Origin of the sequence: Moritella marina ATCC 15381, assembly GCF_008931805.1 — a bacterium.
In the GTDB taxonomy this organism is placed as follows: Bacteria; Pseudomonadota; Gammaproteobacteria; order Enterobacterales; family Moritellaceae; genus Moritella; species Moritella marina.
This window is the reverse complement of record NZ_CP044399.1, coordinates 3,959,951-3,985,993: the sequence shown is the minus strand read 5'-3', so window position 1 is coordinate 3,985,993 and position 26,043 is coordinate 3,959,951. Positions and strand designations below refer to the sequence as shown.

25 protein-coding genes are annotated in these 26,043 nt (G+C 40.4%); 15 read left to right on the top strand and 10 right to left on the bottom strand.

Annotation, left to right across the window (positions count from 1 at the left end; genetic code table 11):
- Window positions 1-183: 183 nt before the first annotated feature.
- Both FR932_RS17935 and FR932_RS17930 read left to right on the top strand, forming a co-directional pair.
- Window positions 184-1,161 (top strand): GlxA family transcriptional regulator, encoded by a 978-nt coding sequence (locus FR932_RS17935; RefSeq protein ID WP_019442466.1) that lies wholly within the window; start codon window positions 184-186, stop codon window positions 1,159-1,161.
- Between the two features lie 63 nt (window positions 1,162-1,224).
- A complete protein-coding gene (locus FR932_RS17930) occupies window positions 1,225-1,419 on the top strand; it encodes a (2Fe-2S)-binding protein (protein WP_019442467.1) in 195 nt (64 codons plus the stop codon).
- 24 nt (window positions 1,420-1,443) lie between these two features.
- Here FR932_RS17930 and bfr (FR932_RS17925) read toward each other — a convergent pair whose 3' ends face one another.
- From bfr (FR932_RS17925) to FR932_RS17915, 3 genes are all read right to left on the bottom strand, one after another.
- Window positions 1,444-1,908, bottom strand: coding sequence for a bacterioferritin (gene bfr / locus FR932_RS17925; protein WP_019442468.1), 465 nt, complete (start codon window positions 1,906-1,908; stop codon window positions 1,444-1,446).
- Between the two features lie 23 nt (window positions 1,909-1,931).
- On the bottom strand, window positions 1,932-2,405 hold the full coding sequence (bfr, locus tag FR932_RS17920) for a bacterioferritin (RefSeq protein ID WP_019442469.1): 474 nt from the start codon (window positions 2,403-2,405) through the stop codon (window positions 1,932-1,934).
- 143 nt (window positions 2,406-2,548) lie between these two features.
- Complete coding sequence (locus FR932_RS17915; protein ID WP_019442470.1) at window positions 2,549-2,773, bottom strand: hypothetical protein; 225 nt, start codon at window positions 2,771-2,773, stop codon at window positions 2,549-2,551.
- Window positions 2,774-2,927: 154 nt separating this feature from the next.
- On the opposite strand from FR932_RS17915, the gene tusA reads away from it, so the two are divergent.
- The 3 genes from tusA to glyS all read left to right on the top strand — a co-directional run bounded on the left by tusA (window position 2,928) and on the right by glyS (window position 6,373).
- Window positions 2,928-3,176: a sulfurtransferase TusA gene (gene tusA, locus FR932_RS17910; protein ID WP_017223427.1), complete on the top strand. Its 249-nt coding sequence runs from the start codon at window positions 2,928-2,930 to the stop codon at window positions 3,174-3,176.
- Between the two features lie 204 nt (window positions 3,177-3,380).
- The gene (glyQ, locus tag FR932_RS17905) at window positions 3,381-4,292 is read left to right on the top strand and encodes a glycine--tRNA ligase subunit alpha (RefSeq protein ID WP_019442471.1); all 912 of its coding nucleotides are present in this window, start codon (window positions 3,381-3,383) and stop codon (window positions 4,290-4,292) included.
- Between the two features lie 8 nt (window positions 4,293-4,300).
- A complete protein-coding gene (gene glyS, locus FR932_RS17900) occupies window positions 4,301-6,373 on the top strand; it encodes a glycine--tRNA ligase subunit beta (RefSeq protein WP_019442472.1) in 2,073 nt (690 codons plus the stop codon).
- Window positions 6,374-6,507: 134 nt separating this feature from the next.
- Here glyS and FR932_RS17895 read toward each other — a convergent pair whose 3' ends face one another.
- Both FR932_RS17895 and FR932_RS17890 read right to left on the bottom strand, forming a co-directional pair.
- A complete protein-coding gene (locus FR932_RS17895; RefSeq protein WP_019442473.1) occupies window positions 6,508-7,926 on the bottom strand; it encodes a vWA domain-containing protein in 1,419 nt (472 codons plus the stop codon).
- 5 nt (window positions 7,927-7,931) lie between these two features.
- The gene (locus tag FR932_RS17890; RefSeq protein ID WP_019442474.1) at window positions 7,932-9,551 is read right to left on the bottom strand and encodes an AAA family ATPase; all 1,620 of its coding nucleotides are present in this window, start codon (window positions 9,549-9,551) and stop codon (window positions 7,932-7,934) included.
- 335 nt (window positions 9,552-9,886) lie between these two features.
- Here FR932_RS17890 and FR932_RS17885 point away from each other — a divergent pair, with 335 nt between their 5' ends.
- Window positions 9,887-11,164, top strand: a complete 1,278-nt coding sequence (locus FR932_RS17885; protein WP_019442475.1) for a valine--pyruvate transaminase — start codon at window positions 9,887-9,889, stop codon at window positions 11,162-11,164.
- Between the two features lie 105 nt (window positions 11,165-11,269).
- Here the strand turns inward: FR932_RS17885 and gyrB are convergent, their stop codons facing one another.
- The 4 genes from gyrB to dnaA form a co-directional block, all read right to left on the bottom strand.
- On the bottom strand, window positions 11,270-13,687 hold the full coding sequence (gene gyrB, locus FR932_RS17880; protein ID WP_019442476.1) for a DNA topoisomerase (ATP-hydrolyzing) subunit B: 2,418 nt from the start codon (window positions 13,685-13,687) through the stop codon (window positions 11,270-11,272).
- 23 nt (window positions 13,688-13,710) lie between these two features.
- Window positions 13,711-14,796, bottom strand: a complete 1,086-nt coding sequence (gene recF / locus FR932_RS17875) for a DNA replication/repair protein RecF (protein WP_019628988.1) — start codon at window positions 14,794-14,796, stop codon at window positions 13,711-13,713.
- Window positions 14,797-14,802: 6 nt separating this feature from the next.
- Entirely contained in the window at window positions 14,803-15,903 is a 1,101-nt protein-coding gene (gene dnaN, locus FR932_RS17870; protein WP_019442478.1) for a DNA polymerase III subunit beta, read from the bottom strand.
- 66 nt (window positions 15,904-15,969) lie between these two features.
- Window positions 15,970-17,352: a chromosomal replication initiator protein DnaA gene (gene dnaA / locus FR932_RS17865; protein ID WP_019442479.1), complete on the bottom strand. Its 1,383-nt coding sequence runs from the start codon at window positions 17,350-17,352 to the stop codon at window positions 15,970-15,972.
- Between the two features lie 262 nt (window positions 17,353-17,614).
- Here dnaA and FR932_RS17860 point away from each other — a divergent pair, with 262 nt between their 5' ends.
- The 8 genes from FR932_RS17860 to mnmE all read left to right on the top strand — a co-directional run bounded on the left by FR932_RS17860 (window position 17,615) and on the right by mnmE (window position 23,951).
- Window positions 17,615-18,367, top strand: coding sequence for an amino acid ABC transporter substrate-binding protein (locus FR932_RS17860; RefSeq protein WP_019442480.1), 753 nt, complete (start codon window positions 17,615-17,617; stop codon window positions 18,365-18,367).
- Window positions 18,368-19,033, top strand: coding sequence for an amino acid ABC transporter permease (locus FR932_RS17855; RefSeq protein WP_026032217.1), 666 nt, complete (start codon window positions 18,368-18,370; stop codon window positions 19,031-19,033).
- Between the two features lies 1 nt (window position 19,034).
- Window positions 19,035-19,769, top strand: a complete 735-nt coding sequence (locus FR932_RS17850; protein ID WP_019442482.1) for an amino acid ABC transporter ATP-binding protein — start codon at window positions 19,035-19,037, stop codon at window positions 19,767-19,769.
- Window positions 19,770-20,141: 372 nt separating this feature from the next.
- Complete coding sequence (rpmH, locus tag FR932_RS17845) at window positions 20,142-20,276, top strand: 50S ribosomal protein L34 (RefSeq protein ID WP_006034071.1); 135 nt, start codon at window positions 20,142-20,144, stop codon at window positions 20,274-20,276.
- Window positions 20,277-20,318: 42 nt separating this feature from the next.
- Window positions 20,319-20,642, top strand: a complete 324-nt coding sequence (gene rnpA, locus FR932_RS17840; protein ID WP_017223413.1) for a ribonuclease P protein component — start codon at window positions 20,319-20,321, stop codon at window positions 20,640-20,642.
- Window positions 20,609-20,860 carry a membrane protein insertion efficiency factor YidD gene (yidD, locus tag FR932_RS17835; RefSeq protein ID WP_075472414.1) on the top strand — a complete coding sequence of 84 codons (252 nt, stop codon included), beginning with the start codon at window positions 20,609-20,611 and terminating at the stop codon, window positions 20,858-20,860. Before rnpA ends, yidD begins: the two co-directional genes overlap by 34 nt.
- A gap of 7 nt (window positions 20,861-20,867) precedes the next feature.
- A complete protein-coding gene (yidC, locus tag FR932_RS17830; RefSeq protein ID WP_019442483.1) occupies window positions 20,868-22,511 on the top strand; it encodes a membrane protein insertase YidC in 1,644 nt (547 codons plus the stop codon).
- 75 nt (window positions 22,512-22,586) lie between these two features.
- Window positions 22,587-23,951, top strand: a complete 1,365-nt coding sequence (gene mnmE / locus FR932_RS17825) for a tRNA uridine-5-carboxymethylaminomethyl(34) synthesis GTPase MnmE (protein ID WP_019442484.1) — start codon at window positions 22,587-22,589, stop codon at window positions 23,949-23,951.
- 262 nt (window positions 23,952-24,213) lie between these two features.
- On the opposite strand, the gene FR932_RS17820 is transcribed toward mnmE, so the two are convergent.
- Window positions 24,214-25,251, bottom strand: a complete 1,038-nt coding sequence (locus FR932_RS17820; RefSeq protein ID WP_019442485.1) for an HDOD domain-containing protein — start codon at window positions 25,249-25,251, stop codon at window positions 24,214-24,216.
- An 88-nt stretch (window positions 25,252-25,339) separates the two neighbouring features.
- On the opposite strand from FR932_RS17820, the gene mioC reads away from it, so the two are divergent.
- Complete coding sequence (mioC, locus tag FR932_RS17815; protein WP_019442486.1) at window positions 25,340-25,789, top strand: FMN-binding protein MioC; 450 nt, start codon at window positions 25,340-25,342, stop codon at window positions 25,787-25,789.
- Window positions 25,790-26,043: the final 254 nt, after the last annotated feature.

Sequence of the window (26,043 nt, the reverse complement as noted above, 5' to 3'; positions counted from 1 at the left end):
TACATCTCATTCGAATCTAAGCTATTGCTAGCTAGTCTAGCAAGTTATACTAACAATACACTTTCAAGTGTGCCATTTACCATGACATTTGTGCCACCCTAGTTTTTAGTCTATAAAAGCAAGGCACTGAACCATAAAAAATAGATAGTCTAAATTTAGATTGTTATCGCATCGGAGCTTGCTGTGAAAATTGGATTTGTACTTTATGATAAAGCGTTAGTTACGGGCATCTCTTTAGCCGCAGAAATGCTCTCTGGTGCATCACGCTTACGAGACCGAAAAACTCAACATCAAGATCCGTTGGAAATAAAATTAATCTCGACCAGTTTAGCAGCCAAACCGCTCACAGCAGGGTTACGCTTACAACCCGATTTAACCTTTGAATGTGAACACAAATTTGACCTCATCATTCTCCCACCTATGTGGGGAAACCCTTTAGTATCAATAATTAAGTACCCTGAAGTCATTCCTTGGTTACATCAGCAATATAACCAAGGTGCAAAAATACTTTCTACAGGCACAGGTGTTTGCTGGTTAGCTGAAGCAGGTTTACTCGATGGCTTACCCGCCACCACACATTGGTATTTTTACGAGCAATTTAGCCAACACTACCCACAAGTCACACTTAATCGCCAGGCGTCGATTACCGCCGCCAACGGTTTATATTGTGCGGGGAGTATTAACTCACAATCAGAAATGATGTTGTTTTTAATCAATGAGATGTTTGGCAGAAAGATCGCCAACGTGATTGAAAACCACTTTTCCCATGAAATATCACGCTCGGAGCAACAGCCTTTCTATCAAATTGGTGGTCAAGTGCAATTCGATGAATCCATTGCGCTCGCACAAGATTGGATGCAACGTAATATGGCAAAAGTGATCACCAATCAAATGATTGCTGATGTTTGCCAACTCCCCTTACGCACTTTCAATCGCCGCTTCAAAGAACAAGTCGGACAAACGCCCAATCAGTTTTTGTTAACCCTCAGACTCGAGACAGCACAAGTACTATTACGCGATTTTGGTCTCACCATGTGTGACGTTTCCGAACAGGTTGGTTTTCGTGATGCATATTATTTCAAAAAAAAATTCGAGCAACACTTTGATATGGCTCCAAAACAATATCGAGACATGGTAAAGGCCAAAGTTTTCGCCTCATAGTGGCTTGATAATCATTCTCATTCATATTAACATCAACATAAATTCAGCTCGGAACAATAATTTATGTACGTATGTATTTGTCACGGTATTACCGATAAGCAGTTAATAAAAAGTATCGATGAAGGTGCTACAAGTATGAAAACATTAAGCACTGAACTGGGTATTGGTAGTCAGTGTGGAAAATGCTGTCAATGTGCAAAAAAAATCTTAAATCAGACCTTAATTAAACAAGCACAACAACAGCCACTGGTCGCCTAACGATTCTAGCTAACTCGTTTAATGCTACATTTGCGACTGTAAGTAATTATCTAATCCTGCATGGCGGATAAGATACTCTTGGCTTTCAACCCAATCGATTTGCTCTTCAACTTCTTCTAAAATTTCCGCCGCTATATCACGACTAATGTAATCCTGACTGTTTTCACATTCAGCAATCAAGGTTTGTAACACCACGCGGATACTCAGTTCTAATTCCATATTAAGGTGCAGCATTTCCGGCGTATCTTCACCAATAGCCAAACGTCCTAAATCTTGTAAATTAGGTAATCCCTGTAAAAATAAGATCCGATTTATAAATTTATCGGCTTGCTTCATTTTCAAAATAGACTGTTTGTAATCGGCTTTATCAAGTTGTACGAGCCCCCAATTCCGATACATGCGCGCATGTAAAAAGTACTGATTAATCGCCACTAATTTACAGCCTAACGCTTTATTGAGTAGCACTATAATTTGGTTATTGCCTTGCATAAGTAACCCCGAATATTAATCGGTTAAACACCGATATGAGATTGGATATAGTTCGCTAAACTAATTTTTTGGATCAAACCTAATTGCTGCTCTAACCAATAAACATGGTCTTCTTCGGTATCAGCAAGTAGAGGCAGTAACACCTGCCGAGTTTGATAGTCGCCTTCATCTTCACATAATTTAATACTCGCTCTGATGGCTGCGACAACTTCCATTTCCAGTACCAAGTCATTTTTGAGCATGCTAGGAACATCATCACCAATGAGTAAATCACGGCGATCTTTTAAATTAGGGGTGCCTTCAAGAAATAAAATACGTTTGATCAACGCATCAGCATGCGTTATCTCTTCTTCCATTTCATGATTCATTTGTTGGTAGAGCTTTTCTAAACCCCAATCTTGATACATACGAGAATGTGTAAAATATTGGTCTATCGCTGCTAGCTCATTGTGTAATAAGCCATTTAAGCTAGCGATAACCTGAGTGTTACCTTTCATAATAAACTCCAATATACAGGTAGTAGAGTTAAGCTTAGATAACAATTACAGTTTTACCATTTCAAGATGAGATATTGCAGGCGGGATAACGACACTAAGAGTAAACAGAGGGTGATATACCCCCTGTTATTATGTCGTATTTATTATTTAGTATCGTCTTTGTGTTCCGTTTTTTCGGCTTTATTTTCAGGATTATCTCCTTCGACAAAATAATCACTTAATTCAACCCAAACAGCGATTCCAACAATACTTAATACCCCGAGCCAAGTACCGGTATCGGCAATAGGGATCTCCATAAGCATGATTAGTAAAGAAAAAAACGCGATTGAAGAATATACTTTTAGTCTGCCACTGGCTTGTAGTAACATACACACTCCTTGTTGATGGTTACTTAACGGCGCAAGATAAGTATCACGCGATTATTAACAATTTAACAACATAATGGTGATTGTCCAATATATAATTACCGCTACTCATTAATATTAGTCTATTTACATATATTGACCACATAGAGAAAGCCAGATGAACCCATTATTTTCGAATCCAGAACATGAACTAGATGCCCTCGGTTTACGCTGTCCAGAACCGGTGATGATGGTACGAAAAACAGTAAGAAAACTCGATGATGGCCAGACATTACTAATTATTGCCGACGATCCAGCAACGGTACGGGACATTCCTAGCTTTTGTCAGTTTATGGATCACACGCTAGTGGCAAGTCAAACCGAGCAATTACCGTATCAATATTTGATTAAAAAAGGCGTTAATTAGTCCGCTTTAAGGCGCGAATATAAAGATAATATATTCGCGTATTCACCTCATCTTCACCCATTTTTACCCCTTAAATTACAGCACTAACCCAAATAGCTGAAAAAACCGCACTAACCAAGTCAAATTTTGTAATTTATCCTATATTCATATCTGCTCAGCAGGTATACTTTAGCTATTATTTCTTTGCTTTATTGTGCAGATATCATGTCAAATTATAACGTTAAAACTTTTCAAGGGCTGATCCTAGCACTGCAGGATTACTGGGCTCGTCAAGGTTGTGCGATCGTACAACCATTCGATATGGAAGTAGGTGCCGGCACCTCTCACCCGATGACGTTTTTACGTTCATTAGGGCCAGAGCCAATGGCTTATGCTTACGTGCAACCATCACGTCGTCCTACCGATGGCCGTTATGGTGAAAATCCAAACCGTTTACAACACTACTATCAGTTCCAAGTAGTGATCAAACCCTCTCCAGCGAACATCCAAGAATTATACTTGGACTCACTGAAAGAAGTTGGTCTTGACCCATTGGTTCACGATATTCGCTTCGTAGAAGATAACTGGGAAAACCCAACATTAGGAGCCTGGGGTTTAGGTTGGGAAATCTGGCTAAACGGTATGGAAGTATCACAGTTTACTTACTTCCAAGCAGTTGGTGGCCTTGAATGTACACCAGTTACAGGTGAGATGACTTACGGTCTTGAACGTCTTGCGATGTATATCCAAGAAGTAGACAGTGTATACGACCTAGTATGGACAGATGGTCCGCTGGGCACAGTTAAATACGGTGACATTTTCCATCAAAATGAAGTTGAGCAATCAACTTATAACTTCGAACACGCTGATGTTGATTTCCTATTCACACTGTTTGATGAAAGTGAAAAAGAAGCACAAAAACTGCTCGATTTAGAAGTGCCGCTACCACTACCGGCATACGAACGTATTCTTGATGCTGGCCATGCATTTAATATGCTAGATGCGCGTCACGCAATCTCAGTGACTGAGCGTCAACGTTATATTTTACGTATTCGCACCCTTTCTAAAGGTGTTGCTGAAGCGTATTACGCATCTCGTGAAGCGCTAGGCTTCCCGTTATGTAAAAAAGACAAATAGGAAGTAGCATGGCAACTGAAAATTTATTAATCGAGATTGGTACTGAAGAGCTACCACCAAAGTCGTTACGTACTTTAGCTGAAGCATTTGCAGCAAACTTCCAAGCTGAGTTAGAAAAAGCCGGTTTAGAATTTGCTGACGTTAACTGGATGGCAGCACCACGTCGTTTAGCATTAACAGTAACAGCACTTGCAGATGCACAAGCTGACAAAGTCATTGAAAAACGCGGTCCTGCGGTTTCTGTTGCATTTGATGCTGACGGTAACGCAACGAAAGCAGCACAAGGTTGGGCACGCGGCAACGGTATTACTGTTGAGCAAGCAGGCCGAGTAAAAACAGATAAAGGCGAATGGTTACTGCATAAATCTGAAGTAAAAGGTAAGCCGACACAAGCACTCGTTGCTGACATGGTTGCAACCTCTTTAGCTAAACTGCCTGTTAGCAAGCCAATGCGTTGGGGCGCTAGCCCGATTCAATTCATTCGTCCAGTGCATACAATTACCATGTTATTTGGTGCTGAAGCGCTTGCAGGCGAAATCTTAGGTATTAAAGCAGCGCGTACTATTCGCGGTCACCGTTTCCTAGGTAAAGGTGATTTTGAATTACCACACGCTAACAACTATGTTGATATGCTTGAAGATCACGGCATGGTAATGGTTGATTACGAGCGTCGTAAAGACGTTATCCGTAAACAAGTTATTGCTGCTGCAAGCGAGCACGGCGGTGTTGCTGAAATCGAAGAAGACCTACTTGAAGAAGTAACGTCTCTCGTAGAGTGGCCAGTAACATTAGTCGGTAACTTTGAAGAACGTTACCTAGACGTACCAGCGGAAGCTTTGATCTACACGATGAAAGACAACCAAAAGTACTTCCCAATGTTAAGCACTGACGGCGAGCTTTTACCTAAGTTTATCTTTGTTTCAAACATCATCAGTAAAGATGTTCGACAAGTAATTGAAGGCAACGAAAAAGTTGTTCGTCCACGTTTAGCAGATGCTGAATTCTTCTTTAATACAGATAAGAAACGTACGTTAGAAAGTCGTCTTGCTGATCTAGAAACAGTTTTATTCCAAAAACAGCTCGGTACATTAAAAGAAAAATCACAACGTATTGCCGATTTAGCAGCCGCTATTGCTGGTAAAATTTCAGCAAATACCGAGCACGCACAACGCGCTGGTCTATTAGCTAAAACTGACTTAATGTCAGACATGGTTGTAGAATTCCCTGACGTTCAAGGTGTTATGGGCATGCACTATGCACGTAACGACGGTGAAGCAGAAGAAGTTGCTGTTGCACTTAACGAGCAGTACATGCCTCGTTATGCTGGTGACCGCTTACCTGAATCATTGGTTGCTTGCTCTGTAGCACTTGCAGACAAACTTGATACGCTAGTGGGTATCTTCGGTATTGGTCAGATCCCTAAAGGTGATAAAGACCCGTTTGCACTTCGTCGTGCTGCGATTGGTACACTACGTATCATTATCGAAAAAGACTTACCACTCGATCTTGTTGATTTAGTTGATACTGCGAAAGCATTATTCGGTGACAAACTATCAAACCAAAATGTATCAACGGATGTTGTTGCGTTTGTACTTGGTCGTTTCCCTGCATGGTACAGAGATGCTGGTATTAGCGTTGATGTTATCCAAGCAGTACTTGCTCGTCGCCCAACTAAACCGGCTGATTTTGATAAGCGTGTTAAAGCGGTAAATCACTTCCGTGGTTTAGATGCTTCAGCAACATTAGCAGCTGCAAACAAACGTGTTGGTAATATCCTGGCTAAATTTGAAGGAGAACTAAACGCGACAGTTGATGCTTCACTACTGCAAGAAGATGCTGAAAAAGCATTAGCTTCTGCAGTAGCGGCTAAAGTTGAATTACTTGCGCCATTATTTGCCGCTGGTGATTATCAACAAGCACTAACAGAACTATCTGAACTGCGTGATGTGGTAGATACATTCTTCGACAACGTCATGGTAATGGCTGATGATGAAGCGCTTAAAATTAACCGCTTAACATTGCTTAATACCCTGCGTAACCAATTCTTAAATGTAGCTGATATCTCTGTTCTACAGAAGTAACGTGTTCTACAGAAGTAATTGTTAATTTAAAATTACACGATCAAAAAAGCCAGTATCCTTGATACTGGCTTTTTTATTAACAAATACCCATCCACATAATACAGCGTAAATAGATGTTCCACGTGGAACATCGGTTATTTTACTTTCTTCAAACGTCCCGTTAAACCAGCTGAATAACGCCAAACATGATCAAATATTTTCATTAATTCCGGATTACCTTGCGACGATAATGAAATAGCGTGATAACGATTTTGCTTTGTCTTAATCGCTCTGACTTTATCAGCCACATGGGTTGGTAATTTCTGCGCGATAAAATCAGAAATGACCAAGGTATCGGCATTTTTATATTGTGCAGAGCTCATCAGTTCAAGGGACTTTTCAATCACAGGTTGTAGGTTTGTCCCCCCACGAAAACTCGATGATAAAAATGTCAGCATAGTTGATAAACTGGTACTTTTAGTGACGGGAAAAGTAACCACCTCATTGGAAAAAATCATCAAGTAGCATTGGCGATCTTGTTGAAAGGCAACTTGCAGCAGAGCATAACAAATCGATTTAGCCGTCAGTTCAGGAAAGCCTTGCATCGAGGTTGAGCTATCAACACAGATAATAAAAGGCCCGCCAGTCTGCTCATCCGCATCGGTAATATCTCGATACTGAGTCACTTTTTTATACTGCTGCAACGCACCTTGATACTGATAAGTTAACAAATGCCGTTCAAGATAGCGTTTATAGAAAATGATCTCCAATTCTGGAAACGTTAAATTAACCGCTTCAGTTTGTAACATACGCGATATTTCATCACTGTAAGTTACGCCCTGCATGTCATCTGGCACATTGTCTTGATAGCTGTTATCTAGCACCCAAGTTTCATAGCTGTTAGGCGTTTCTTCTGGGTTAATGTGTGCCAGCGCCATACGCCCAAGTTCAGAGGCGATTTGTTTTACTTCTTTATTCTTACGTAAATTAGTCGCATAACGTTGCAATAATTGAGTATCCAGATGCGTCAACTTACCTTTGGCTAAATCCCATAAACGCTCGCCATTACATAATAAATCATTATCAAGGACATCTTCTAATTGCTCTATAGTTTCCTCACGTTCAGCAAGTTCAATCAGTAGTTGTTCACGTTGCTCTTCGATTAACACACTTTGTAACTGATATAATTGCAATTCAATAGCTTGTTGCCAACTATCTAAAAACACCGCAAAGAACACATCATCCGACATGGTTCGATTTTGCTGATAAATAGTTAAGCCAGTATCATAAAATGACGAGTCCACTTTTACCTTACAGAGGATCCCTTCAACTTTATTTCTAAAATTAATTGGGCTCAGTAATCTAGCCGTTTCACATAAGTGTATCTCATTGCTTAAGCCTGGCGGCAATGGCATGTCCGCTAATAAACTTGTGACCTGCAGCTTCCAGTCATTAATATAAGCCGATTTAATATCACTCGTTACACGATCATGAGCAGTAATATCCAACACGGCCTCATCCACTAACTGACGCATAGCCATGGTTACCGAGCTGTTGTTATAAGGATGAGCCATGCCAATTAGCCTTGTTCAAATAAGTGCGCAATAGCATTTAAGCGATTTAACAAGGATGCTTTATGCTGAACTAAGTTATTTAGCTCTAACGATAATGACCCTAGACTGCTTGCTACATCATCCATAAAATCATCACTGACAAAAATATTATGGTTGGTTAAGCTAAACTCGCGCTGACTTTTCTTCAATTTTTCAGCAATCGCAGTGATCTCTTTATCGATATCGGCCAAGGGTTGTAACCAGTTTTCATCAATATTTAACGCGGCATCGGCAATAATAACAGCCACAGGAATACTCTTATTGGCAAAATTTTGTACCTGTAAATGCTGATTCGCATCGACGGAAAAGTTTAACCACACATCGTTACGGTGGTCATTCACATAACCTTTAACCAAACAAGACCCTGTCTTTATCTGCTTTTGGAAATCATCAAGACCAACATGTACCCATTTTGCCGTTTCTTGTGAGCCCTGCTCTAATACATCATACTCGCCCAATAACGCAATCTTACATAAACCAGGAATACCATTAAGACTCGATGTACGCACGAATTCACGATCTAATTTATAGCGTAACTTAGTCAGTAATACATCAGAAGTTAACCTTGTCGCAAAGCGATCGATAAACTCATCATCAAGTTTAATCAACCGACTCTTGATACTGGCTAATGCCAAGTTCACTTCATCTTGGTCACAAAATCGTTTACTGGCAAATTGGTGGGTGGCTTCAATAATCACATCACGTGATTCTAGATCGTGCCAAATACAGTCTTTAAGAATAAATAAGTCGGTCTCGGTGACTTCATCACGGCCATTGAAATAAGCACAGGCTTGCAACAAGCGCATTGATTTTTTCCAACGACGATCAGAAACATAAACAACATTAGCGATCATCTCACCAGTGGTATTACGCTGCTCTAAAAATAATTTCAGTTCATAAATGATTTCAAAGCAATGCTCACTCAAGCGAACTTGATTAATCTCTTGCTGCCAAAGCTCGAACTCATCGTTACTTACTTTGAGGATCTTATCATTGATTTGGCGTAATGGTTTTTGGATCAACATGGCTTTGAAATTACGTTTATCTTGGATTGGTTCGAGATATAAACGTAATAACATGCGGTCATATAAAGCCTCTAGGCCAGAGTCGGCACTGGGTAGTTCATTTGATGCCGAGACGATAACGCGCATAGGCACTTTCTGGTGATCAATACCGTTATGAAAGGTGCGTTCATTTATCACTGTCAATAACGTATTTAGAATTGCCGGACCCGCTTTCCAGATCTCATCCAGAAATACCACTTCCGCTTCCGGTAAGTAACCTTTCGTTAGGCGTACATACTTACCTTCATCTTTTAGCGCTTTAATCGATAGCGGGCCAAAGATTTCTTCCGGTGTCGAAAAACGTGTCATTAGATATTCGAAGTAACTTTCATCTTCAAAAATTTCTATCATACGTTTAGCAATTAAACTTTTAGCAATACCAGGAGGCCCTAATAGAAACACACTCTCGCCACTCAGGGCTGCTAATAAACATAATCTTATGGCATCTCGGCGTTCATAAATACCATAAGAAAGATGATCTATTAATGTTTCAATGCGTTCTGATAACAAATTTCTTTGCATAGGAATAAGCTCTTTAAAGACTATTATTATTATGTAGGAACTCAACCTTACCTTATCTTTCACGGACAATAAATACATAATTAGTCGACTGATTTTTTTGTTATTAGGGCTTTGTCATTCAGTACTTTTGGCTATAAGAAAGGGGCCGATAAAATCTATTTAACAGATGTTCCACGTGGAACACTCTCTAAATCGTTAATCATAAAAAGCCTTTTGTTTCACGTGAAACATCGTCATTAAGAAAAATTAATTTGCCACGCTGGTACTATCGACAACAGCAGCAAGTTCCGTTATGTTGGTTGTTTCCCCCTTAAATAATTACAAGAAGTGCTGATATGGAATTCTCATTGTTTGGTCAAAGATTTACTCAATTCTCAGGCATCACGCAGTTAATGCATGATCTAAATGAAGGTATCCGCAGCGGCGATGATGTCATCATGTTAGGTGGTGGTAACCCAGCTCAGATCCCTGAAATGCTAGAACGCTTTAACAGTGAAGCACAACAATTATTAAGCAGTGGCGATCTCGTTGCAGCCATGTCGAATTACGATGGGCCACAAGGAAAAAATAGTTTCACCACAGCATTGGCTGCATTATTAAATAAAACCTATGGCTGGGAGTTAACCGATAAAAATATCGCCCTCACCAACGGTAGCCAAAATGCCTTCTTCTATCTATTCAACTTATTTGCCGGTGACTTCGCAGGCAATAAGAAAAAGAAAGTATTGTTCCCGTTAGCGCCTGAATATATCGGTTATACCGATACTGCGCTCAGTGATGATTTCTTCGAAACAGTAAAACCCAAAATTGAATTGCTTGATGATGGTTTATTTAAATACCATGTGGATTTTGATAATCTGCATATCACCGACGATATTGGTTTAATCTGTGTATCACGCCCAACGAACCCGACGGGCAATGTATTAACAGATGAAGAAATACAGCGTCTTGATGTACTTGCAAAACAGCACAACATCCCCCTACTGATTGATAATGCTTACGGTACACCGTTTCCAAATATTATCTTTGAACCGGTAGAACCGATTTATAATGACAACACAATATTATGCATGAGCCTATCTAAGCTTGGTTTACCTGGAACGCGTTGTGGCATCGTCATTGGTAATGAAGAGGTTATTTCAGCGATCTCTAATTTAAGCGGTATTATCAATTTAGCACCAGGCAGCTTGGGCCCAATGCTAGCGCAAAACCTCGTCGAATCAGGAGATATAATTAGCTTAAGTGAAGACGTGATCAAGCCGTATTACCACGGCAAAGCGCTGCAAGCCGTTAACTGGTTACAACAAAGCATTACCGATGAGCGTTTCCGCATTCATAAGCCGGAAGGCGCAATCTTCTTATGGTTATGGTTTAAAGACCTGCCTATCAGCAGCCAAGAGTTATATGAACGCTTAAAAGCCCGTGGAGTCCTTATCGTATCAGGTCATCACTTCTTCCCAGGTTTAGATGAAGAGTGGCGTCATACTCATGAATGTATCCGCATGAATTATTCACAACCAGATGATGCTGTACAACGTGGTATCCAGGTTATCGCAGAAGAAGTTCAGAAAGCTTACGCAGAAATGGTTGTGATCAGTACCGCAACAGCTTAATCGATTGACTAAGAAGCAACAGCACTAAAGACTGAATTTTAGATACAAAAAAGGAGCCGTTAGGCTCCTTTTTATTATGCCAAAAAGGCATATTCACCAATCAGATTAGAAATCTAAGTTAGCTACTTTCAGTGCATTTTCTTCAATAAAGTCACGACGTGGTTCAACATGATCACCCATCAAGGTAGTGAACAATTGATCCGCAGCAACAGCATCTTCAATACGTACTTGTAACATACGACGGGTTTCAGGATCCATGGTCGTTTCCCATAACTGACTTGGGTTCATTTCACCTAGCCCTTTATAACGTTGGATATAACTACCACGTTTTGATTCTGCCATTAACCAATTTAGCGCTTCAACGAAGTCTGTTACTTCACGGCTCTTCTCACCACGCTTAATATAAGCGCCTTCTTCAAGTAAATTAGCAATACCTAAACCAGTTAGCGTTGCATATTCTTTTGAATTAAAGAAACCAGGCGTAAAGTCATAGTCAGTATCTAGACCATGCTGACGAACAGAGAATACAGGGTAGAATAATTGGCTTTCTTCATCTTGCTTAACATTTACCGAATACAGCGTACCCGTCACTTCTTTCGCTGTTAATGTTGCCACTAATGCATCAGCCCATGCTTGTGTAGATACTTTATCCGTTAGCATTTCCGCAGTGATAGGTGCTTGGTAAATCATTTCATTGGTGAATATTTTTGGTAAAGAACGGTTTAACTTAGCCATCAAACGTTCAACTTTACGGTAACCATTCACTAATTCTTCTAACGCTGCGCCTTGAATTGCAGGTGCATCAGGATTAACAAATAAGCCCGCACCATCAAGTGCAATCGTTGTTAGGTATTGTGTTAAGTCTGCATCATCTTTAATGTAGCGTTCTTGTTTACCCTTCTTCATTTTATAAAGCGGTGGTTGAGCAATATAAATATAACCACGCTCAATAAGTTCTGGCATTTGACGGAAGAAGAACGTTAGCAATAACGTACGGATGTGTGAACCATCCACATCGGCATCGGTCATGATAATGATTTGATGATAACGCGTTTTATCCGGGTTATATTCATCACGGCCAATACCACAGCCCATTGCAGTAATAAGCGTTGCCACTTCTTGTGAAGATAACATCTTATCAAAGCGTGCTTTTTCTACGTTTAAGATCTTACCCTTCAACGGTAGAATAGCTTGGTTTTTACGATTACGCCCCTGCTTAGCTGAACCGCCAGCAGAGTCACCTTCCACAATATACAGTTCAGATAGTGCAGGATCTTTTTCCTGACAATCAGCTAACTTACCTGGTAGGCCAGCTAAATCTAATGCGCCTTTACGACGTGTCATTTCACGTGCTTTACGCGCTGCTTCACGTGCGCGAGATGCATCAATAATTTTCATTACTACTGTTGATGCTTCTTTTGGATTCTCAAGTAAGTATTCAGCTAACTTTTCGCCCATCGATTGTTCAACAGCAGATTTAACTTCTGAAGAAACTAATTTATCTTTCGTTTGCGAAGAGAATTTTGGATCAGGTACTTTCACTGAAATAACCGCAGTCAAACCTTCACGCGCATCATCACCTGATGCAGATGTCGTTTTTGCTTTTTTCAGGAAGCCTTCTTTTTCCATATAGTTATTTAACGTACGCGTTAATGCACCACGGAAACCAGCTAGGTGAGTACCACCATCGCGCTGTGGGATGTTGTTAGTAAAGCAATGAATACCTTCTTGGAAACCATCATTCCACTGCATCGCAACTTCAACAGTAATGCCATCTTCACGTTCTACTGAAAAATGGAAAGCATCTTTATTAATTGGCGTTTTGTTTACGTTTAGGTAATCAACAAATGCTTTAATACCACCTTCGTAAACGAAGTGATCTGATTTACCATCTTCACGTTCATCAATTAATTTAATTGATACACCTGAGTTTAGGAAAGATAACTCACGTAAACGTTTTGCTAAAATATCGTAGTGGAATAATGTATTCGTAAACGTTTCATGACTAGGCCAGAAACGTAATTCAGTCCCCGTAGTCTCAATATCACCAATCACAGCGATCGGCGCTTGTGGTTCACCATGGCGATAAATTTGTTGATGGATATGACCGTGACGGTGAATGGTTAATTCTAATTTTTCTGATAATGCATTTACAACAGAAACACCAACACCATGCAAACCACCCGATACTTTATATGAGTTATCATCGAATTTACCACCGGCATGCAGCACGGTTAAAATAACTTCAGCAGCAGAGACACCTTCTTCTTCATGAATATCAACAGGAATACCACGGCCGTCATCGCTGACCGATACAGAACCATCGTCGTGTATCTTGACCACAACATCAGTACAGTGACCCGCTAACGCTTCATCAATCGAGTTATCTACAACCTCAAATACCATGTGGTGTAAACCTGAACCGTCATCCGTATCACCAATATACATACCTGGGCGCTTACGCACCGCGTCCAAGCCTTTCAGTACTTTAATACTTGAAGAGTCGTAATTATTTTCAGACATAGTTAGCTCTCGCGCCTTTATATTTAAAATTCAATTAATTTGCCATGTTCCACGTGAAACATTTTACAGCCTTCAGTGAGAAGTGCTGTTACCTGACTTTTCTCAATAGCCGTAACAAATACTTGAGCCTTACTCTCAATCAGATACTGCGCCAGCAACTTCCGTTTACTGTCATCAAGTTCTGAGGAAAAGTCATCGATTAAAAAAGTGCATCGCTTGTTGCTATGCTGACTTAAAAAAAGTCCCTGACTTAATCGCATTGCGCACACGGCCAATTTAAGTTGACCTCTTGATAAAATATCGTGTGCCGGTACTCCGTTCGCTCTAATTCGGATATCCGCTTTTTGCGGACCTAAGCTAGTATAACCTAGCTGTTGATCGCGCATAAAATTTTGTTTTAATAAATCAGCTAACTCAATATCGCTATCCCAACCTGGGTGATAACGAATATCAAAGTCATACTCGGGTAAGAAGTCTGCCAAGGCAGATTTAATTATCGGATTAAGCTGTTCAAGGTAACTACGACGCATTTGCGCAATAATCGTCCCTTGAGCTGCAAACTCCTTATCCCAATATGCTAGCTCGGCATAACGTCTACCTGATTTTAAAATCGCATTACGCTGTTTTAATAATCGCGTTAACTTTGCCCACGTTGCAAAAAACTCTGGTTCCACATGGAATACGCCCCAATCAACAAATTGTCGACGTAATTTCGGCCCACTCGAGAGTAACGTAAAACTCTCCGGGTGAATGAGTTGTAATGGTAATATCCCAGGCAGCTCTGCCAGTCTTTCCGCTTTTTGTCCGGCAATTTTTAATTCAGTATCACTGCTTTTTGATTTTTTTAAACCAATCGAGGTTGTCTGCTCGTCATTTAAAAATTGCTGACACTGTGAAAAGAGCGTGAAATCTTTCTCACCATGTTGCACAACGCGACTGGTTAAATGAGTACGGAACGAACGCCCTAACCCTAAGTAATGAATCGCTTCTAATACACTCGATTTACCACTGCCATTCTCACCCAAAATAATATTAACACCAGCAGCCGGTTGCATGGATGCCTGCTTAATATTACGAAAGTCAGTGAGATTTAATTTAACCAGTCCCATTTAAACTTATAACCGCATTGGCATAACAACATACAAAGCTTGATCAGATTGTTCATCTTCAATCAAGGCACTGCTATTAGCGTCCAACAAGGAAATTTTAACCTTGTCGCATTTCAGCGTGTTCAATACGTCCAGCACATAACTGACGTTAAAACTAATCTCAAGCTCATCATGACCAAACTCGACATCCAATAACTCTTCCGCTTCTTCTTGCTCAGGGTTATTAGCCGTAATTTTCAATAAACCTTGATTCATATTCAAGCGAACACCACGGAATTTTTCATTCGATAAAATAGCCGCACGTGAAAACGCTTGTTTTAACCCTTCACGACCCGATATTAACATCTTATCGGCATTTTTTGGTAATACCCGACGGTAATCAGGAAAACGACCATCAACCAATTTACAGGTAAATACAAAGCCGCTAGTAATAGCCCGAATGTTATTCGACCCGAGTTGGATCTTCACCATGTCTTCTTCACTGTCGAGTAAACGAACCAATTCTAATACACCTTTACGCGGCACAATCACTTGCTGCTGCGCTAAGTTAGCATCATGCTCACAACTCGCGACAGCAAGACGATGTCCATCCGTTGCCACTGTACGCAATATATTACCTTCAGTTTCAAACAGCATGCCGTTAAGGTAATAACGTACATCCTGACTTGCCATCGAGAACTGGGTGTTATCAATCAATCGACGTAATGAACCTTGCAGTAATTCAAACTCGATATCGTTATCCCAGTCTTCAATATTTGGGAATTCAGTTGCCGGTAATGTCGATAACGAAAAACGACTACGCCCAGATTTAACGACAATACGATCGCTTGCATAACTGACTTGGATTTGCGCGCCATCAGGTAAGCCACGACAGATATCGAGGAATTTTTTCGCCGGTACCGTTGTACGTCCTTCGCTGTAGTCACCTTCAAGATTAACTTGACCAATTAACTCAACTTCCAGATCGGTACCGGTTAACGATAATTTACCTTCTTTCGCATCAAGTAACACATTACCTAAAATCGGCAAGGTTGGACGGTTACCCAAGGCACCCGATACCAACTGTAATGGTCGCAATAACGCTTCGCGATTAATTGTAAACTGCATTTAATATAACCTTTTTTTCGACGATATTGACGACGTTTATTTACGACGTTTATTTACGACGTTTCTCTATGAAGATAGTGTTCTAATCAAGTTCGAATAATCTTCTTTAATATCGTGACTTTCTTCTTTTAGCTGCACAATCTTACGGCAGGCATGAAGTACAGTTGTATGATCACGACCACCAAACGCATCACCGATTTCCGGTAAGCTGTGATTGGTTAACTCTTTCGCTAACGCCATCGCAACTTGACGCGGTCTTGCCACAGAACGGCTACGACGCTTAGATAATAAATCCGCGACTTTAATCTTATAATACTCTGCAACAGTCTTTTGAATATTATCAATCGTCACTAACTTTTCTTGCAATGCGAGTAAGTCACGTAATGCTTCACGGACAAAATCAATATTAATCGCACGGCCAGTAAAGTTAGCATTGGCGATCACGCGATTCAATGCCCCTTCCAACTCACGTACATTTGAGCGTAAACGTTTGGCTATAAAGAACGCCACTTCATCCGGTAAATGGATATTACTTTCTACCGCTTTACGCATTAAAATGGCAACACGCGTTTCCAGTTCCGGCGGTTCAATAGCAATCGTTAAACCCCAACCAAAACGCGATTTCAACCTATCTTCTACGCCATCGATTTCTTTTGGATAACGATCGGACGTCAGAATAATCTGTTGATTACCTTCGAGTAGTGCATTGAAGGTATGAAAAAACTCTTCTTGTGAACGTTCTTTCTTCGCAAAGAATTGAATGTCATCAATCAACAATGCATCAACACTGCGGTAATAATTTTTAAACGCTTCAATGGCATTATTTTGCAGGGCTTTCACCATGTCCTGAACAAAACGTTCAGAATGCATATAAATTACTTTGGCATTGGCTTTTTGCGCTTTAATACCGTTACCAACCGCGTGTAATAAATGCGTTTTACCTAAACCTGTACCACCATATAAAAACAGTGGATTATAAGCACCACCTGGATTGCTAGCGACTTGCTGAGCAGCGGCACGTGCTAATTGGTTAGATTTACCTTCGACAAAATTTTCAAAGGTGTAGGTTAAATTAACATTACTACGATGATTAATCGCCGGTTGCTGTGGTGAGCTAGATTCCCACGGGTCCAATTGTGGTCTTGAAACCACTTTGGCTGTCACGACGCGATCAATCTTGGTTGTCGGTTGCGTGACAGTTGTTGGTTTGCCACCAATATCAAAACGTAAAATTGGCGCATCAGCACCACAAAACTCATCGAATAATGCGGTAATTGAGTTGAGGTACTTATCACGAACCCAATCAAGTACAAAACGGTTCGGAGCATACAAGGTGAGAGTACTATCGGTAAGTTCGGCTTTCAGAGGGCGTAACCACATACTGAATTCAGTAGCAGAAAGCTCATTTTGTAAGCGCGAAAGGCATTGCTGCCAAAGAGAAACTGACACTCTCCACACTCCAGATTAATAATAAAGAATAATGCATTATTTTACTGCTAATTGTGCATAAGCGCTAGCATGAATAAACAGTTATCCACACAAAAGTAAAATAAAAACCGATAACGTGTCAATACGAACAATAAAACCGGTAAATATAATTAATCGCGCTATCTTTTAGCAATTACTTATAACTAAACGCTATTTATAATTCAATTTACATTAGAATATCATGCACGCATTAAACTTATAATTAGCGTCAACAGGATGGACCATGAAAAAACTATTATTAGCTGCTGCAGTACTTGTGAGCTCAACATTAACAACCTTTGCACAAGCACAAGAAACGATTAAAGTCGGCATGTCAGGCAACTACTTCCCGTTTACTTTTTCAAAAAATGATCAACTACAAGGTTTTGAAGTTGATTTATGGAAAGAGATCGCGAAACGTAATGATGCAAAAGTGGAATTCATCACCGTTAATTTTTCCGGTCTATTTGGTATGTTAGAAACGGGGCGAATAGATACGATTTCCAATCAAGTAACGATTACCCCTGCACGTTTAGCTAAATATTCATTTAGCCAAACGTATGTTTATGACGGGGCGCAAGTGGTCGTGAAAAAAGGCAATAAAGACATTAACGGTATTGATGACTTAGCCAACAAAACCGTAGGCGTGAATTTAGGATCAAATTTTGCTGATTTATTACGCAAATACGATACTGACAGAAATATTACGATCAAAACTTACGACACAGGTATCGAACGTGATGTAGCATTAGGGCGTACCGATGCGTTTGTGATGGATCGTTTGTCATCACTTGAATTAATTAACAAATCACCATTACCGTTACAACTTGCAGGCCCAACGTTTGAAACGATCGAAAATGCGATGCCATTTTTGAAAACAGAAAAACAAGAAGTATTACGCCTAAAAGTAAATACAACGCTGGATAACATGCGTGCAGACGGCACGCTAGCAACTATCTCAGAAAAATGGTTCACAATGGATATCACTGTAAAATAAATGCAATTTAATTTTGAATACATGCTGAATCTGTTCCCAATACTGTTTAAGTATTTGGGAACAACCATGCAGATGGCGCTTATCGGCGTCGTCTTTGCACTTATATTAGCCATTGGCTTAGCGGTTGTGCGTACTTTTAAAGTACCCGTGCTCAATCAATTCGCCATGGTATTTATATCTTTTTTCCGTGGTACCCCACTCCTTGTTCAGCTATTTTTATTGTATTACGGTTTACCTCGCGTATTCCCGATATTGATTAACATGGACGCTTTTACTGCGTCTGTGATTGGCTTAACACTGCACTTTGCTGCTTACAAAGCAGAAAGCATTCGCGCAGCGATCATGGCTGTGGATAAATCACAGCTGGAAGCGGCCTTAAGTACCGGCATGACCACGAGTCAAGCTATGCGCCGCATCGTACTGCCACAAGCTGCACGTATCGCGACGCCTTCGTTGATGAATTACTTTATTGATATGATTAAGAGTACCTCATTAGCGTTTACGTTAGGCGTGACTGAAATCATGGCGAAAACCCAAATGGAAGCCTCATCAAGTTTTTACTTTTTCGAAAGTTACCTTGCCGTGGCATTAATCTATTGGGGCGTGGTGATGATATTCACACAGCTACAAGTATATTTAGAACGTTATTTGAATAAGGCGTATTAACATGATCAAAGTGACTAATTTAAGTAAGAGCTTTGCTGATAACGTAGTATTACGCCAAATTGATTTAGATATTAAAGAAGGTGAAACAACCGTCATTATTGGACCATCAGGTACTGGTAAGTCGACACTGCTACGCTGCCTTAATTTTCTAGAGCAACCAACAACAGCTAATATCACCATTGATGACTTAATCGTTGATGCCAATACCGCGACAAAAAAACAAATAACAGAATTACGTAAAAAAACCGCGTTCGTGTTTCAAAACTACGCGCTGTTCGCCAATAAAACGGCGCTTGAAAACATTACTGAAGGTTTAATTACCGTCAGAGGTAAATCAACAGCCATCGCCAAACAAGAAGCGCAGACTATCCTGAAAAGTATTGGTTTAGCAGATAAACAAGACTACTACCCTTCAGCGTTGTCAGGCGGCCAACAACAACGTATTGGCATAGCACGCGCAATGGCGGCACAAAGTAAAGTAATCTTGTTTGATGAACCTACGTCAGCGCTAGACCCTGAATGGGTCGGAGAGGTGCTTGGGTTGATGCGTCAATTGGCAAAACAAAAGCAAACAATGCTGATTGTGACGCACGAGATGCAATTTGCAAAAGAAATCGCAGACCGGGTGATTTTCATGGATCAAGGCCAGATTGTTGAACAAGGATCCGCGGATATGATCTTTAATAACCCGCAAGATCCTCGTACTCGTACATTTTTACAGCGAGTAAATCAATAATCAGGCACTATAAAGTGGATAAATTAGCAGCGCTGACTTGTTAGTTAGTAAATAGCCTGTATAATTCCCCGCTTGATCCCTTGTGATCAGATTGGAATAACAGCAATTATTAAACCAAATTATAATTTTTATCTATAATGATAAGAATTTAGCCTATTATTTCATGTATCCAATCGCATAATAATCGGTCGAGAATATCGAATTTAAGTAAGATAATGCTATTTTCACGAGGCGAAAACTGATTAATTATTGACTTGTTTTGCAACAATGATTAAAATTCCGCCTCTTTTTGTGTTAGTCAAGTTGACGACCGGTCATTATTTCTTGACTGACTCAACATAACTGTACAGTTAATATATAACGGATAAAGCTATGAAACGTACTTTTCAACCAAGTAACCTTAAGCGTAAACGTTCACACGGTTTCCGCGCACGTAAAGCAACTGTAGGTGGCCGTAAGGTTCTTGCACGTCGCCGTGCAAAAGGTCGTAAGACTTTAAGCGCTTAATTATCAGACGTGATAGATAAGAGCTTTCCTCGGGAGTTACGTTTGTTAACTCCCGAACACTTCAAAAACGTATTCGCAGACCCTGTGCGATCAGCCTCACCTCATATAACTATACTTGCCAAAAATAACTCACTTGGACACACTCGTCTTGGTTTAGCTGTACCTAAAAAAGCAATTAAACTTGCTGTCGGCCGTAATCGAGTTAAGCGTCTAATTAGAGAAAGTTTTCGGACACGTCATCATGATTTTCCCAATGTTGATATCGTGGTTATCGCTAAATCAGGTATTGCAAACTTGGAAAATGCAGAAATCGATGCATTATTGGAGAAGTTATGGCGCAAACTTTGTCGCCGTTGCAATGGTTAGGCACCAAATTAATACGAGGTTACCAATTATTCATTAGTCCGATGATTGGTCCTCGCTGTCGCTTCACTCCAACGTGCTCTCAATACGCGATAGAATCAATAAAACTCCACGGATTTACAAAAGGTTGTTGGCTAACGGCCAAACGTCTATTAATATGTCATCCTTTTAGTAATAAACATGGTTACGATCCTGTACCAGAACCCAAACAAAGAGATTAATTAGATTATGGAATCCCAACGTAATTTACTTGTCATCGGATTATTGTTTGTCAGCTTTTTGCTATTCACCGAGTGGCAAAATAAAGACAACCCGGTTGCAGTACCAACAACGACTCAAGCGATCACAAATGGTTTAACTGGCGATGTACCGGCAGGCAGTGACGCAACAACTGACGCTCCGAATTCAGAGCAATCAAATAAATTGATTACTATCAGCTCAGATGTGCTTGAACTAACTATCGACACTGTTGGTGGCGATATTGTTCGTGCAGATTTACTTGATCATGCCACAGAACTTGATGCTGAAGAACGTTTCACATTATTACAAAATGACGCGACGAATGTGTATATTGCACAAAGTGGTCTTATTGGCGCGAATGGTCCAGATGCAAATGCAAATGGCCGTCCACAATACAACACGACAGCAACGAGCTTCACAATCTCAGGCGATACATTAAGTATTCCACTTTCATACACAGATGCAAACGGCGTCCAGTTTACGAAAGTATTCACGTTAACACGTGGTAGCTATGACGTTGAAGTAAGCTATCAAATAAATAACCAATCAGCGAATGCCATTTCAGTTCAAATGTACGGTCAATTGAAACAAAACATTGATCTAAGTACTGACGAAGGCAGCAGCATGATGATGCAGGCTTACCGTGGTGCAGCACTTGGGACAACTGACAAACGTTATGAAAAATACGATTTCAGTGATATCAGCGATGCAAATCTAAGCCGCACAACAACTGCTGGTTGGGTTGGGATGTTACAGCATTACTTCGTATCCGCTTGGATCCCAGGTAATAGCCAAAACCATTTCTACAGCTTGAATATTGGTCGTACTGACTTTACGAAAGGTCAAGCTATTATCGGTTTCAAACAACCTGTTGAAGCGATTGCAGCAAACAGCGAAACAACTATCTCAGCAAAACTTTGGGTTGGTCCAAAACTGCAAGATGAGATGGGTGAATTAGTTGAAGGTCTTGACCTAACGGTTGATTACAGCTGGTTATGGTTCATTGCTCAGCCGCTATTCAAATTACTACAGTTCTTCCATGGTTTAGTGGGTAACTGGGGTATTGCGGTTATCATGATCACATTTACCGTTCGTGGTGCTATGTATCCGTTAACGAAAGCACAATATACGTCAATGGCGAAAATGCGCTTACTACAACCGAAACTAACAGCTCTACGTGAAAAATGTGGTGACGACAAACAAAAAATGTCGCAATCAATGATGGCGTTGTATAAAGAAGAGAAAGTAAATCCTTTAGGTGGTTGTTTCCCAATGATCATCCAAATGCCTATTTTCATCTCGCTATACTGGGCATTAATGGAAAGTGTGGAATTACGTCACGCACCATTCGCATTGTGGATTAACGATTTATCAGCACAAGACCCGTACTACGTATTACCCCTATTAATGGGTGTTACTATGTACATGATCCAGAAAATGTCTCCGACACAAGTTCAAGATCCAATGCAGCAGAAAGTGATGCAGTTCATGCCAGTCATGTTTACTTTCTTCTTCTTGTGGTTCCCGGCAGGTCTGGTTCTATACTGGTTAATGAGTAACGTAGTTACAATTATCCAACAAACTATTATTTTCCGAGCTCTGGAAAAAGAAGGTTTACATAGCAAAAAGTAAGCTTGCTAATCTTATCAAGGCGGCCCTTGTGCCGCCTTTTTTCATCTAAAAAATATACTATCTTCGGGTAATCACATGCTAACTAATGAAACTATCATTGCACAAGCCACACCGCCAGGACGAGGTGGTGTTGGTATTATTCGTATCTCTGGACCCAAAACAGAGTTAGTCGCGCAAGCTATTTTGAATAAAATTCCGACCGTGCGTAAAGCCGATTACTTATCTTTTTTAGATGAAGAACAGCAAACAATTGACCAAGGTATCGCAATCTTGTTCAAAGCACCTAATTCATTTACCGGCGAAGATGTTTTAGAGTTACAAGGCCACGGTGGTCCAGTAATCATGGATATGCTGATGCGTCGTATTCTTAAAATTGACGGCATCAGAATGGCACGACCAGGTGAATTCTCTGAACGTGCATTCCTGAATGATAAAATGGATTTAACCCAAGCAGAGGCAATTGCCGATCTGATCGATGCAACGTCAGAGCGCGCAGTAAAATCTGCAATGAATTCACTGCAAGGTGAGTTTTCAAAAAAAATTAATACCCTGACCGAAAGTTTGATTCATTTACGTATCTACGTTGAAGCGGCAATTGATTTTCCAGAAGAGGAAGTAGATTTCCTTGCCGACGGTAAAATTGCACAAGCACTGTATAACATAATGGATAACCTAACTGCGGTACAAAAAGAAGCAAAGCAAGGCGCAATTATTCGCGAAGGCATGAAAGTCGTTATTGCGGGTCGCCCTAATGCAGGTAAATCAAGTTTACTGAATGCACTAGCAGGCAAAGAATCTGCGATTGTGACCGACATAGCTGGAACGACACGTGATGTATTACGTGAACATATCCACATTGATGGTATGCCACTGCATATTATCGATACTGCAGGTTTACGCGAGAGTCCAGATCGTGTTGAACAAATAGGTATTGAACGCGCATGGGAAGAGATCAATAACGCGGATCAAGTACTATTTATGGTTGACGGTACCACGACAGACGCAACGGATCCTGCCGAAATCTGGCCAGACTTCATTGATCGACTACCAAGCTCGATCGGCCTGACAGTGATCAGAAATAAAATGGATCTTACCGGTGAATCGCCAATCGTAGTTAAAGATCAAAGTCATTCGATCTTCAAAATATCAGCAAAAGAAAACCTTGGCTTAAATGAACTCAAAGATCATTTGAAAGAGTGCATGGGTTATCAAAGCAATACCGAAGGTGGCTTCATAGCACGTCGCCGTCACTTGGATGCTATCGAGAAGGCTGATGAACACTTACAGATAGGCAAGATGCAGATGGAAGTATATATGGCGGGAGAGCTGCTTGCAGAAGAACTTCGCCTAGCTCAAGAGCAACTATCTGAGATTACTGGTGAGTTTACATCAGACGATCTTCTTGGTCGTATCTTTACTTCGTTCTGTATTGGTAAATAAGTTCGAATAAATGACGATCCTTAAACGGATCGTCCCTCACCTAGCCCCTTGTTACGCCATGATAAACAAGTATCAGCGCACGCACTTTCAAACTCTTCGCAGACAGTAAAACATAGCGTCGATTACAAGCCATCCACAGAGTTACCCACAAGTTAAACGTGATAAATAATAACTTTCAAGGCGCCTAAAACCATGTGGATAAATCAGCGATTAACGATTAATAATGTGTATGTAGCCCCGAATTTATCGCTAAAATCATGATTTATACTCCGGCGATACACGTTTTAATATCTAATTGATGTTCACTACAAAATGTACTAGCCTGCTCCAGAGAAATAGCCCCTTGCGCCAATAATAAGTGTATTTCACTGTATAAGTTGGCTTGAAGCAATAACTTACCCTGCCCCGTGTGCTGTAGCATCGTCATACTTTCGGATTGTTCATGTAAAGCTTTAACCACTGGTCCCGGTAACAACCACGCCTGAGCTATCAGCGCAGATAAGCGTAATGAATGCTTAGTCATCATTTGACGGAATAGCTTTGAACTGGGTCTAAATTGTGGGTCACTGATATTCATTTCATCAACAATTAATTTAAACAGCGCAATTTTACCCACATCATGAATCAGACCAAGGAAATAAGCTAAGTCAGGGTCTTCACCGTGACGCTTTGCTAACATTTTTGCCCACAAGGCAGTTGTCAGTGAATGCTGCCATAAATACTGACCAAACAGCTTAAAATAGATAGGCTTAATATCAGTCATGTTTTTCATCACGATCGTCATTACAATCGATTTAATTTGCAAGCCACCTAAACGAACTACCGCCTCTTGTAAGCAGGTGATCTCCTGAGTCCCTACTTGATAACCAGCCGAGTTAACTAATTTAATGACATCAGCAGCCAGCACCGGATCTTGAGTAATCAATGCAGCTAACTGTTCAGCAGTATAATTGTCACTATCAATTAATGCTGAAACCTTATGTAGTACTTCAGGTAATCGAACGACATTGAACGCGATGTTTTCAGGACGGCCAACACTCGCTTCAACTTTAAGTAAGATACTTTTCTCCAATGGGTTTAACCCACAGCTTCCAGTCGGCGTAACGTCCTTATTATTAAACAACAAATCATAAAACAATGAGCTCGTATCAATTATCTCATCCGCTACACCGACATCAGGTATACTTAATGTTGTTGTAGCAACATTATTGAACACTGGTTTATGAGGAGTACATACCGTCTTTTTATTGGTTTTCACATAACCAAATAAAGCAAAAAAACGTTGAAATAATGAAGCCATAACTGCCTTAATAATAGTAAATTAGTATTGAATAAGGCGACATTTTACAGCAAAAATAGTGACAACATTATTTAAATAAGAGGAAAGCATGTATACATTCGAATTAATTGTAGGCACAACATTAGGATCAGCCGAATATACAGCTGATCATTTAGCGGAAAAACTCATTGATCAAGGTTTTCAAGTCAACATCCACCTCGATCCTAAACTAGAAAACTTACCGATCGACAAAAACCACCCCTGGATCATTTGCACTGCGACGCATGGCGCAGGTGATTACCCTGAAAACATAGCCCCCTTTGCGCAGCAATTACAACAATCCAAGCCAGATTTAAGCTTAGTTCAATACAGCGTGATCGCGCTGGGGTCAAAATCTTATGATCAATTCTGTTTTGCAGGCCATAAGATCGATCTCCAACTCGCAGAATTAAGCGCAAACCGGAAAGCCGAAATAGTCGAAATTTGCACACTAGAAACGCCGATCCCAGAAGATGCGATCGACGAATGCTACCCGCAGTGGCTGAAAAACTGGCTATAATATGAGCATGATCTAACTTTTTTATTTTTATTTTCTGTGGATAACTATAGATCTTTCTTGTGATCAACCTATAGTTATCCTTGTAGAATAAATTGACTACCACAGGCCCTGTGCATAACTAGGCTATTTACACCCAACTTATACGTAACAAGCCCAAGCCTTACTAACAGTAAGTGATCGACGCTAAATACATGATCTTGCTAGATCAAAGCGACTTATCAACAGATCAAGGCGATCCTAATAATAGATCTTAT